Genomic DNA, 11,373 nt, shown 5'->3' on the forward strand with positions numbered 1-11,373 from the left:
TGTGTGTGCACCAGCAGCTACCAAATCAACAGTAACTACCGATCGTGACCTTAGGCAGCCAGCTTGGCCTTGACTTGGTCGACGATAGCTGCAAAAGCAGCCTTGTCGTGCACGGCGATATCGGCCAGCATCTTGCGGTCGATTTCAATGGCAGCCTTCTTCAGGCCGTTGGCGAACTGGCTGTAGGTCAGGCCCAGTTCACGGGAAGCGGCATTGATACGGGCGATCCACAGTTGGCGGAACACGCGCTTCTTGGTACGACGGTCACGGTAGGCGTACTGGCCTGCCTTCATTACCGCTTGCTTGGCAACGCGGAAAACGTTACCACGGCGACCGCGGAAACCCTTAGCAAGGGCCAGAACTTTTTTGTGACGGGCGCGTGCCGTTACACCACGTTTGACGCGAGGCATGTGTTTTCTCCTAGTTCGTCAGTGAATTACAGGCCCATGCCGGGCAACATTTGTGCCATGTGACCCATGTTGGTCTCATGCACAGCGGTTGCACCACGCAGATGGCGCTTGTTCTTGGTGGTCTTCTTGGTCAAGATGTGACGCTTGAAGGCTTGACCGCGCTTGACGGTGCCACCTGGACGAACGCGAAAACGCTTCTTCGCGCTGCTTTTGGTCTTCATTTTGGGCATGTGAATGCTCCTTATGTTTGTGCTCGTGAGGCGTTCCATCGCCATGACGGAACTTGTTTTGGCCCCGAGCCACTTCTGTGACAGACCTAGATTACATCTACTCTATCAATGCGCAGAGTGTTGACTGCACCCCTCCGAGGCACCAGAGTCAAGACCCCGGACTCCGGCAGGCGCCGCCGCTGCTCTGCTAAAAACCGAAAGCGGCCTAAGCCGCTTATCGGTAATCCGGTATTCTAACCGCTTCTTTAAGCTGTGGCTACTGGGGAGGAATTTCCCTCCACCGGCTTGCCAGCGGCAGCGCCACCGGGCTTCTTGCGCGCCGGGGCGATCATCATGATCATCTGGCGGCCTTCCAGCTTGGGGAACTGCTCGACCTGGATCAGGTCGGCCAGCTCGTCGCGGATGCGGTTGAGCAGGTCCATGCCCAGGTTCTGGTGGGTGATTTCACGACCACGGAAGCGCAGGGTCACCTTGACCTTGTCGCCGTCAGCCAGGAAGCGGCGGATATTGCGCATCTTGACGTTGTAGTCGCCATCATCAGTACCGGGACGGAACTTGATTTCCTTGATTTCGATGACGGTTTGCTTGGCCTTGGCCTCGGCCGCCTTCTTCTGCTCCAGATACTTGAACTTGCCGTAGTCCATCAGGCGGCAGACTGGAGGCGTGGCCGTGGCGACGATCTCGACCAGATCAACATCCAGCTCTCCGGCCATGCGCAGCGCTTCCATCAGCGGCACGATGCCCAGGGGTTCATTATCAGGACCGGACAGACGCACTTCAGGTGCCTGAATCTCACGGTTCAGACGGTGTTTGCGCTCTTCGCGGTGGCGGCGATCACGGAATTCAGTAGCTATGGCTTTCACCCTAAAAATTTAAAAGCTACGACAGCGTAGCTGCTATTAACGCAGTCCACGCTGTCCAAAGCCTTTCAGTGCCTGGGTAGGCTTGTTACGCTTTAGCGGCGATGTCCTGGGCAATCAGTTCTACGAATGCATCTACGGACATCACACCGAGGTCTTTACCGCCCCGGGCGCGCACTGCTACGGCTCCGGCTGCCTTTTCCTTGTCGCCGGCGACAAGAATATAGGGCAGCTTTTGCAACGAATGCTCCCGTATTTTATACGTAATCTTCTCATTGCGCAGATCGGTAACCACACGCAGCCCTTGGAACGGCAAGGCCTTACGCAGTTTGTCGGCCACTTCCTGCACGTAGGCGCCTTGTGCGTCGGTGATGTTGAGCACCGCCACTTGCGTGGGCGCCAGCCAGGCGGGCAGCGCGCCGGCGTGCTGCTCGATCAGGATGCCGATGAAGCGCTCGAGCGAGCCCACGATCGCACGGTGCAGCATGATGGGGCGGTGGCGCTCGCCGTCTTCGCCGACGAACTCGGCATCGAGACGCTCGGGCAGGTTCGGGTCGACCTGGATGGTGCCGCACTGCCATTCACGGCCCAGTGCGTCCTTCAAGGTGTACTCGATCTTGGGGCCGTAGAACGCGCCCTCGCCCGGCAGGTATTCGAACTCGCAACCCGAGGCACGCAGGCCTTCGGCCAGTGCCGCTTCGGCCGCATCCCAGCTCTCGTCGGTGCCGATGCGCTTTTCAGGGCGCGTCGACAGGCGGTAGAGGATGTTGGTGAAGCCAAAGTCTGCATAGACCTTTTGCAGCAGCGCCGTGAACGCGGTCACCTCGGCCTGGATCTGCTCGGGCAGGCAGAAGATGTGGCCGTCATCCTGCGTAAAGGCACGCACGCGCATGATGCCGTGCAGCGAGCCGGTGGGCTCGTTGCGGTGGCAGGCGCCAAACTCACCAAAGCGCAGCGGCAGATCGCGGTAGCTCTTGATGCCTTGCTTGTAGATGAGGATGTGGCCGGGGCAGTTCATCGGCTTGAGCGCGTATTCGCGCTTTTCCGACTCGGTCGTGAACATGTTCTCGCGGTACTTGTCCCAGTGGCCGGTCTTCTCCCACAAGGTCTTGTCCAGAATCTGCGGACCCTTCACCTCCTGGTAGCCGTTGTCGCGGTACACCTTGCGCATGTACTGCTCGACCTCTTGCCAGATCGACCAGCCCTTGGGGTGCCAGAACACGGTGCCGGGCGAATGCTCGTCGATGTGGAACAGGTCGAGCTCGCGGCCCAGCTTGCGGTGGTCGCGCTTTTCGGCCTCTTCCAGCATCGTCAGGTACTGCTGCAGATCGTCCTTGCTGGCCCAGGCCGTGCCGTAGATGCGTTGCAGCATCTCGTTGTTGTGGTCACCACGCCAGTAGGCGCCTGCCACCTTCATCAGCTTGAAGTGCTTGAGCTTGCCGGTGCTGGGCACGTGGGGGCCACGGCACAGGTCTTCAAACGCGCCTTCGCGGTACAGGCTCACATCTTCATTGCTGGGGATGGAGGCGATGATCTCGGCCTTGTAGTTCTCACCCAGGCCCTTGAAGTAGGCCACGGCTTCGTCGCGCGGCAGCACGCGGCGCACCACGGGCTCGTCCTTGCTGGCCAGTTCGGCCATGCGCTTTTCGATCGCCACCAGGTCTTCGGGCGTGAAGGGGCGCTTATAGGCGAAGTCGTAGTAGAAGCCATTGTCGATCACCGGGCCGATGGTGACCTGGGCTTCCGGGAACAGCTCCTTGACGGCGTAGGCCAGCAAGTGGGCGGTGGAGTGGCGGATCACTTCCAGGCCGTCAGCGTCCTTGGCCGTCACGATGGACAGCGGCATGTCGCGGTCGATGACAAAGCTGGTGTCCACCACCTTGGCGTTGTCGCCCAGACCCACCTTGCCAGCCAGCGCAGCCTTGGCCAGGCCGGCGCCAATCGATGCAGCGACATCGGCCACCGACACGGGGCCCGGATAGTCGCGCTTGGAGCCATCGGGAAGCGTAATTTGAACCATGAGAAATCCTAAATAATCGTGCTGTACAGAGCCGCGCCGCCCAGAAAAGCAAAAAGCGCGGAGCTTGTCCGCGCTTTGGTGTGAGGAGACGAAATCGTCGTACAGGCGCGAACCACCGGCCTTATTGGCCAGTCAAACCCCAAGTGGTTGTAGTTCGCGGTGTCATAACCGATGTTGCCTTTCTCGCTCTTACCAGTGGATGAAATCTAAAACGACTGTCATTTTCCCACATTCTGATGCAATCTGCTGGTCTTCCCGCAATCCAGCCGCCACCGCGCTTGCCATAATCAAAACGATAGCAGACCTTGACGATTAGATATGCCCTATCGCTACGCCCGATCTGTTGGAATGTCCGCCTGCCTGGCTGCGCTATTGCTGCAAGGGGGCTGCACCAGCACCCCCGCCACCCGTGGCAAAGTCCCCGAACGCGACATGCAGGCCCAGGAATGGGGCCAGTCCGATGTGAACCGCATGGCTACCTTGAGCATGCGCGCCAACCTGCAAAGCCTGTATGTGCTGATGGACAAGCTCTACCGCCGCAATCCTCAGGAGTGGCGCAAGGGCGGTTTCGACAACCGGGAAGCAGCGATGAAGGCCGTGCGCGAAGCGATAGAAAACCAGCAACCCTGGCCGGATTTGTTGGATCAACGCGACATTGCCGGCATGAGCATGGCGCTGGCACCCGAATTCGCGGGCGACCGGGTCGCCGCCTTCACCTGGGCCACGGCCGACATGCTGATCACCGCCTACGGGGGCCGCACCACCTTTTATCTGATCCATGGGCTCGATGCCCAGGCGGTGTACAACGCCTCACGCAATCTGGAGATTGCCAACTGGATGCTCACCCACCGCAGGCTGGGCAATGGCCAGGCGATGCTGCTGAGCAACGAGCTCAATGCCAACGAACGCAACCTGAGCTTCGAGCGCGAATTTGGCAAGATGATTGCCCGCAATGACCTGATGGCCGATGTCGTCTCCGAGAAATACCGGCGCGCGGTGATTGGCTATGTGCAGGGGCTGGCCGGCGGCAGCCTGCTGCAGTTCCTGCCGGTGCAGGCGGTGGCGCATTAAGGACCCTCTTCGCGTCGCTGCGCCCCACCCTGCTCGCCCAGACCAGCCGATTCAGCGCGCAGGCAGCGGCAAATGCAGGCTGCATTTGAGGGTGGCCAGCGCAATCGAGGTGTTGAAGCGCTGGATATTCTGGTCGCCACCGAACAGCCGCTGGGTGATGGCCTGGTACTCCTGCATGTCGCGGGCCGTCACCACCAACAGGTAATCGGTCTGGCCGGTGACCATGTAGCACTGCTGCACAGCAGGCTCGGCCGCCACGCGGGCGCGAAAGCCCTGGGTCAACGCATCGAGCTCATTGACCAGCTGCACCTCGATAAAGATGGTCAGCGGCCGGCCCACGGCCTCCGGACTGAGCTGCGCCGTGTTGGTGGCGATGACCCCGCTGTCTTGCAGGCGACGAATGCGGCGCTGCACAGCCGCCGGCGACAGGTTCACCAGCTCGGCCACCTCACGCTGGGGCCGCAGGTTGTCGCGCTGCAGGATGCCCAAGATAGCCAGGTCGAAAGCATCGAGTTCAGTGTTCATCGCAAAGGCCTGGAGGAGAAGCGCACAGCAAGAGCGAAACTTGCATTTGGCACCGAATTTTCGAGCAATTTACTTCGCTCAGCTGCAATATTATCTCGGCCATGCAAGATTCTCTCTGGCAGCGCCTGCTGCCCTCGTTGGCGGTATTGGGCTCGGTCAGTGCGCTGTGCCTGGGCACCAGCTTTGCCAAACACCTGTTCCCGGTCGTCGGCGCCCAGGGCACTACCGCCTTGCGCGTGGGCTTTTCCGCGCTGCTGCTGCTGCTCATCTGGCGCCCCTGGCGCTTTGGGCCCACCAAGGCCAACCTGGGGCAGATTGCCATCTTTGGCGTGGTGCTGGGGCTCATGAACCTGCTGTTCTACATGGCCATCAAGCGCCTGCCTTTTGGCGTGACGGTGGCCATCGAGTTTGTCGGCCCGTTGTCGGTGGCGGTCTGGACCTCGCGCCGCGTGCTGGACCTGGTCTGGCTGGGGCTGGCGGCGCTGGGCTTGTTTTTGCTGCTGGTGTTGCCGATGTTTGGCGTGCAGACCGCCGCGCTCGACCCGGTGGGCCTGTGCTATGCGGTCATGGCCTCCGCCTGCTGGGCCGGCTACATCGTGCTGGGCAAACGTGCTGGCCATATGCATGGCGGCATGGTGGTGTCGCTGGCGCTGCTGACCGCCGCCATCGTGGTGGTGCCCTTTGGCATTGCCGAGGCGGGCGCCAAGCTGCTGCAGCCCTCCATCCTGCTCTATGGGCTGGCGGTGGCCGCTGTCTCCAGCGCCATCCCCTACACCTTGGAAATGTTCGCGCTCAAACGCCTCAGCTCGGGCGCTTTCTCCACGATGCTCGCCACCGAGCCGGCCATTGCAGCGATTGCCGGCATGCTGGTGCTGGGCGAGCTGCTGACCGCCACCCAGTGGGCGGCCATCGGCCTGATCATGGTGGCAGCAATGGGCAGCGCGCTGACGGCCAAGCCCTCTGCACCGCCGCAGGCAGCAGCGCCCAAACCTGAGGGCCAGGCCGTCGCCTGATTGCAGCAGCCCCCAGCCAAGCAAAAAGCGCTTGCCGCATAGACGGCAAGCGCTCTTTTTTAATGCGCAGCAGAAGGCTTAGTTCTCGCCCGCCCACTCCACCTTGGCGCCCAGGCTCTGCAGGTTCTCCACAAAGCGGGGGTGGGCGCGCTTGATGGGCGCGGCATTGCGGATCTCGGAGCGGCCTTCGATGCTGGCGGCCACCATGAACAAGGCAATCGCCACGCGGATGATGTAGGGGCTCTCCACCACCGCAGGGCTCAGCGGGTTGCCGCCGAGGGTGACGATGCGGTGCGGATCGGACGAGAACACATGGGCGCCAAACTTGGACAGCTCGCCCGTCCAGCCCAGCGCGCCGTCATAGACCTTGTTCCAGAACATCGCATTGCCCTCGGCGCGCACACCCAACGCGATGAAGATCGGCAGCAGATCCACCGGGAAGTAAGGCCAGGGCGCCGCCTCGACCTTGGTCAGCACATTGCGGGTAAACGGCGTCTCGACCTTGAGCGGGCCCTTGCGGATGGCGCGTGACCAGCCGTCCTTGTGCTCGATCTGCACGCCAAACTTGGCAAAGGTGCGGTCGATCAGCGGGAAGTTGTCGGGCGTGCGGTTGCGCACCTGTACATCGCCACCCGTGATGGCACCCAGCGCCAGAAAGGTGGTGATCTCGTGGAAGTCTTCCTCGAAATGGAATTCACCGCCGCCCAGCTGCTCGACGCCATGCACCGTCAGGCGCGAGGTGCCGATGCCCTCAATCCTGGCGCCCAGCATGGCCATGAAGCGGCAGAACTCCTGCACATGCGGCTCGCAGGCGGCATTGGTGAGCACCGAGCTGCCCTGGGCAGTGGCCGCGCACAGCACAAAGTTCTCGGTGGTGGTGACCGAGGCATAGTCCAGCCAGTGCTGGGTGGCCTGCAGCGCGCCATCGCAGCGCACGATCAGCGAACCCTCGCCATGCTCGACCCGGCCGCCAAAGCGGCGGAACACCTCGATATGCGGATCAATCTCGCGCACGCCCAGGGTACAGCCCTTGACGTTGTCCTCCAGCCGCGCCACGCCAAAGCGGGCCAGCAGTGGCGGCACCAGCATGATGGACGAGCGCATTTCTTCGGGCAGGTGGTGCTTGCAGGCGTCAAAGTGCGTATCCCGGTGGTGCAGCTTGAGCACGCCGCTGGCGTAGTCCATCTGCACGCTGGAGCCCAGCTTGCCGAAAATGTCCAGGATCTTGCGCACATCGGTGATGTCCGGAACCCCATGGAGCACGAGCGGCTGCGCCGTCAACAATGTGGCGCACAGCACAGGCAGAACGGCATTCTTGTTGGACGAGGGAATGATGCGGCCCTGCAAAGGGGTGCCGCCGTGCACGATGAGTTTGGACATGGATGGGGGGAGGTCGCGAATTCTTGAGTGGCCCGGGGCAGTGTGCGCTATCCGGGCTGACCCTGCATGTTACAGCGTCAAAAACAACAAAAGGCACTCGGTGGGAGTGCCTTTTGTAAATACCCGTCAACAAAATGTGCGGGATGCTGCTAGGCCATGCTAGGGCAGCTTGTTAGCCGATCAGAACGCGGGAACCACGGCGCCCTTGTACTTTTCCAGGATGAATTTCTTCACATCGTCGCCATGCAGCGCACGGGTCAGCTTGGCAATCGCCTCGTCATTGGCGCGGTCAGCACGGGCAGCAATGATGTTGGTGTAGGGCGAGTCGGCACCTTCGATGAACAGCGCATCCTTGGTGGGGTTGAGCTTGGCTTCGATCGCGTAGTTGGTGTTGATCAGCGCCAGATCGACATCACCCAGCGCACGCGGCAGCAAAGGCGCTTCGAGTTCCTTGAACTTGAGCTTCTTGGGGTTCTTGGCGATATCCAATGGGGTGGAGGTCAGCTTGGACGCATCCTTGAGCTCGATTAGACCGTGCTTTTGCAGCAGCAGCAACGCGCGGCCGCCGTTGGAAGGGTCATTGGGGATGGCCACGGTGGCGCCGTCCTTCAAGTCCTTGATGTTCTTGATCTTGCTGGAGTAGGCGCCAAAGGGCTCCACATGCACCTTGCCGTTGGGCACTTGCACCAGCGAGCTCTTGCGGTCCTTGTTGTAGCTGTCCAGGTAAGGCTGGTGCTGGAAGAAGTTGGCATCGAGCTGCTTGTCTTCCACGGCCGCGTTAGGCTGGATGTAGTCGCTGAACTCGCGCACTTGCAGATCCACACCTTCGGCCTTCAGCTTGGGCTTGATGAAATTCAGAATCTCGGCATGTGGCACCGGCGAGGCCGCCACTTTCAGCACTACATCCGCCGCATGGGCAGACACGGCCAGGGCCGCAATAGCAAGAACGGAAAGCGTTTTTTTGAACATGGTGTTTTGACAAATGAGAAAGACCAGCCCCGGCAACTACTTGGATTTCTCTTGATGGGACTGAACCAAGATGGTGCAAGTCTAGCCTTATTTGGCATATCACCCAAAGAAAATAAAGAGATTTGGTTATAAAGAATTTGATCTTTATGCCAGCCCGCTACAGCCTGCGCCTGCACCGGCGGGCTATGCTTGGACCATGTCTACCCCGTTCGACCCCGATCAGCTGCTGCGGCTGCTCACCACCACCATGCCTTTTGGCAAGTACCAGGGCCGCGCCATCGCCGACCTGCCTGGCAACTACCTCAACTGGTTTGCCCGTGAAGGCTTTCCCAAAGGCGATCTGGGCCGGCTGCTGGCACTGATGCACGAGATCGACCACAACGGCCTGGGCGAGTTGCTGCGCCCGCTGCGCGCCAGCCTGCAAGCGAGTGGGCAGGCGGCTGTCCAGCCACCGCGACAATAAAAAACCCGCCGGCTGCAAGCAGCTGCGGGTGGGTTCAGGTTGTTGAGACGCTGATTACTTGACGGCGGAGCGGGCTGCGTCAGCCTTGGCCTTGGCTTCATCGGCCTGCTTTTGCAGCGCGGCGGCTTCGGCTTCTGCCTTCTTGGCTTCCGCTTCCTTGGCGGCGGCTTCTTCCTTGCCCTTGTCACCGCCCATCGCGCCAGCCATCGCACTGCCGGCCATCGTGCCAGCGACGGCGCCCACGGCGGCTGCGCCCATGGTGCCCATCATGCCGGAGCCGCCGGCGGCCGGTGCTGCTGCGGCAGGGGCTGCGCCCGCTGCTGGAGCGGCGGCAGGTGCAGCAGCGGCTGGCGTCGCAGGCTTGGCTGCAGGCGCGGGAGCTGCCTTTTGGGTCGCTGCTGGACGCTTGACACCGCCACCCAGGCGCTTGGCATGGGCCAGGCCTGGCAGAACCAGACCGGCAATGGTCAAAGCAAGAACGGATGCAGAGGTGCGAAAAGAGGGGTTCACTACGGTATTTCCAAATAAAAGGCCGGGGCTACAGGCCGATTGCCTGCTTGCCTACCCTTGGTACATGAGGGGAAACGCTGCAAATTCAAGTGCTTGGCAGCACGGCTTGCAGCGGTATGGCTCGGCTTTGGTTATTCGTTATGCGTAGCGCGCAGCTACAAATATTGTAGAGCAGCGCTGGCATGCACGGGGTGTACAAAACCTTGGGCACCGTCAGCCATCGCAGGCATCAGGCAGCGCCTATGTTCTCCAGCCCGCTGTACACCCACCAGGCCAGGGCCAGCATCATCACGCCGGTAAAGCCATCCATCACGCGCCAGGCCTGGGGCTTGGCAAACAGGGTTTGCAGGCGCCGGCCGGCGCTGGCCAGCATCACAAACCAGGCCAGGCTGGCACAGGCAGCCCCCAGCACAAAGATCCATTTCAGGCTGCCATCCTGGCGCGCACCGATCGAGCCCACCAGCACGACGGTATCCAGGTACACATGGGGGTTGAACAAGGTGATGACGACCAGCGCCCCCAGCACGCGCCACAGGCCGCGCCGGGCGGCGGTGGCGGGCGCACCCCCGTCATCAGCATCGGCAGCGGGCACTGCGCCAGCGGGCATTGCAGCCCGCCACAGCGCCATCACCCCATAGCCCAGCAGGAACAATGCGCCGCCCAAGGTCAGGTAGTAGGCCAGGGTGGGCGAATCTCCCAGCACCTGGGCCATGCCGGCCACGCCGATGCCGATCAGCAGTGCATCGCTGAACACACACCAGGCGACGCAGGCGCGCACATGCTCGCCGCTCACGGCCTGGCGCAGTACATACAGATTCTGCGCGCCGATCGAGACGATCAAAGAAAGGCAGACGGTAAAACCGGCCAGCCAGGTAGAAGTCATGCTTGTTGTCCACATGGCAGCTATTGTGCGGCGCACCAACAAATAAGTAAAATTAAACAATCTTAGTCAAATGAAGCAAAACTAAATGCTCGACTACCTGGGATTGGCCGCGCTGGCGGCTGTGGTGCGCGAGGGCAGCTTTGAGCGCGCCGCCAAGAAACTCCATGTCACCCCGTCGGCGGTGTCGCAGCGCATCAAGCAGCTGGAAGAGCGCACCGGCCAAGTGCTGGTGCAGCGTGGCAACCCCTGCACCGGCACCGAGGCCGGCCAGCGCCTGTGCCTGCATCTGGAGCAGGTGGCCTTGCTCGAAAACGCCCTGCGCCGCAGCAACCCCGACCTGCTGCCCGATGCACCGGTGGCGCCGACGATCAAGCTGGCGGTCAATGCCGATTCGCTCTCCACCTGGTTCATGGAGGCGATGGCCGAGTTCACCGCCTCGGGCAATGAGCTGCTGGACCTGCGCGTCGACGACCAGGACCACACCGCCCAGGCGCTGCGCGAAGGGGCGGTGCTGGGCGCCGTGACCGGCACCAGCGGCCAGATCCCCGGCTGCAACAGCTGGCCGCTGGGCACGATGCGCTATGTGGCCGCAGCCAGCCCTGGCTTTATGGCGCGCTACTTCGCAGAGGGCGTGAACACGCAGACCCTGGCCCAGGCGCCCATCATGACCTTTGACCGCAAGGACCGGCTGCAGGACCAGTGGCTGCAAGCCCAGGGCATGGCCCCCCGGGGCAGCGGTCCCCGGCATTTTCTGCCGTCCAACCAGGGCTATGTGCGGGCCTGCGAGATCGGCATGGGCTGGGGCATGCACCCCACGGTGCTGATTGCCGACCAACTGGCACGTGGCAGCCTGGTGCCGCTGGTGCCCGATAGCCCGCTGGACCTGCCACTGTACTGGGCGCTGCCGCGCAGCGCGCAGGCCAGCCTGGCCCGGCTGACCGATTGCGTCATGCGCGCAGCCAGCCGTGTGCTGACGCCAGCCGCCTGAGCATTGCTGCCGTGGTGTTGTCCGCACAGCGGGGACCGGTGCGCCTATGAT

General features: G+C 62.0%; 13 protein-coding genes. 4 read left to right on the top strand and 9 right to left on the bottom strand.

The features are described from left to right. Window positions 1–50: 50 nt before the first annotated feature. The 4 genes from rplT to thrS form a co-directional block, all read right to left on the bottom strand. Entirely contained in the window at window positions 51–410 is a 360-nt protein-coding gene (rplT, locus tag ACHWUQ_RS14400) for a 50S ribosomal protein L20 (RefSeq protein ID WP_021025157.1), read from the bottom strand. 26 nt (window positions 411–436) lie between these two features. Then, window positions 437–640, bottom strand: a complete 204-nt coding sequence (rpmI, locus tag ACHWUQ_RS14405; RefSeq protein ID WP_021025158.1) for a 50S ribosomal protein L35 — start codon at window positions 638–640, stop codon at window positions 437–439. A gap of 245 nt (window positions 641–885) precedes the next feature. After that, complete coding sequence (infC, locus tag ACHWUQ_RS14410) at window positions 886–1,503, bottom strand: translation initiation factor IF-3 (protein ID WP_239811223.1); 618 nt, start codon at window positions 1,501–1,503, stop codon at window positions 886–888. Window positions 1,504–1,588: 85 nt separating this feature from the next. Continuing rightward, window positions 1,589–3,520 (bottom strand): threonine--tRNA ligase, encoded by a 1,932-nt coding sequence (gene thrS / locus ACHWUQ_RS14415; RefSeq protein ID WP_230771777.1) that lies wholly within the window; start codon window positions 3,518–3,520, stop codon window positions 1,589–1,591. Between the two features lie 348 nt (window positions 3,521–3,868). Here thrS and ACHWUQ_RS14420 point away from each other — a divergent pair, with 348 nt between their 5' ends. Next, window positions 3,869–4,591 (top strand): hypothetical protein, encoded by a 723-nt coding sequence (locus ACHWUQ_RS14420; RefSeq protein ID WP_394681546.1) that lies wholly within the window; start codon window positions 3,869–3,871, stop codon window positions 4,589–4,591. Between the two features lie 51 nt (window positions 4,592–4,642). On the opposite strand, the gene ACHWUQ_RS14425 is transcribed toward ACHWUQ_RS14420, so the two are convergent. Next, window positions 4,643–5,116, bottom strand: coding sequence for an Lrp/AsnC family transcriptional regulator (locus ACHWUQ_RS14425; RefSeq protein WP_394681547.1), 474 nt, complete (start codon window positions 5,114–5,116; stop codon window positions 4,643–4,645). A 101-nt stretch (window positions 5,117–5,217) separates the two neighbouring features. Between ACHWUQ_RS14425 and ACHWUQ_RS14430 the strand changes: the two genes are divergently transcribed. Continuing rightward, entirely contained in the window at window positions 5,218–6,129 is a 912-nt protein-coding gene (locus tag ACHWUQ_RS14430; protein WP_312459201.1) for a DMT family transporter, read from the top strand. A gap of 78 nt (window positions 6,130–6,207) precedes the next feature. Here ACHWUQ_RS14430 and ACHWUQ_RS14435 read toward each other — a convergent pair whose 3' ends face one another. Both ACHWUQ_RS14435 and ACHWUQ_RS14440 read right to left on the bottom strand, forming a co-directional pair. Beyond that, on the bottom strand, window positions 6,208–7,509 hold the full coding sequence (locus ACHWUQ_RS14435) for a UDP-N-acetylglucosamine 1-carboxyvinyltransferase (RefSeq protein ID WP_312459205.1): 1,302 nt from the start codon (window positions 7,507–7,509) through the stop codon (window positions 6,208–6,210). Between the two features lie 180 nt (window positions 7,510–7,689). Continuing rightward, the gene (locus ACHWUQ_RS14440) at window positions 7,690–8,478 is read right to left on the bottom strand and encodes a MetQ/NlpA family ABC transporter substrate-binding protein (RefSeq protein ID WP_021025165.1); all 789 of its coding nucleotides are present in this window, start codon (window positions 8,476–8,478) and stop codon (window positions 7,690–7,692) included. A gap of 196 nt (window positions 8,479–8,674) precedes the next feature. Between ACHWUQ_RS14440 and ACHWUQ_RS14445 the strand changes: the two genes are divergently transcribed. Further along, window positions 8,675–8,941, top strand: coding sequence for a DUF3820 family protein (locus ACHWUQ_RS14445; RefSeq protein ID WP_239811217.1), 267 nt, complete (start codon window positions 8,675–8,677; stop codon window positions 8,939–8,941). Between the two features lie 54 nt (window positions 8,942–8,995). Here ACHWUQ_RS14445 and ACHWUQ_RS14450 read toward each other — a convergent pair whose 3' ends face one another. Beyond that, the gene (locus ACHWUQ_RS14450) at window positions 8,996–9,451 is read right to left on the bottom strand and encodes an ABC transporter substrate-binding protein (RefSeq protein ID WP_312525720.1); all 456 of its coding nucleotides are present in this window, start codon (window positions 9,449–9,451) and stop codon (window positions 8,996–8,998) included. Window positions 9,452–9,680: 229 nt separating this feature from the next. Further along, window positions 9,681–10,349, bottom strand: coding sequence for a LysE/ArgO family amino acid transporter (locus tag ACHWUQ_RS14455; protein WP_394681548.1), 669 nt, complete (start codon window positions 10,347–10,349; stop codon window positions 9,681–9,683). A 70-nt stretch (window positions 10,350–10,419) separates the two neighbouring features. On the opposite strand from ACHWUQ_RS14455, the gene ACHWUQ_RS14460 reads away from it, so the two are divergent. Beyond that, on the top strand, window positions 10,420–11,322 hold the full coding sequence (locus ACHWUQ_RS14460) for an HTH-type transcriptional regulator ArgP (RefSeq protein WP_312451437.1): 903 nt from the start codon (window positions 10,420–10,422) through the stop codon (window positions 11,320–11,322). The last annotated feature ends 51 nt before the right edge of the window (window positions 11,323–11,373 follow it).

It is taken from the genome of uncultured Comamonas sp. (assembly GCF_964277875.1).
Lineage (GTDB): Bacteria > Pseudomonadota > Gammaproteobacteria > Burkholderiales > Burkholderiaceae_C > Comamonas > Comamonas sediminis.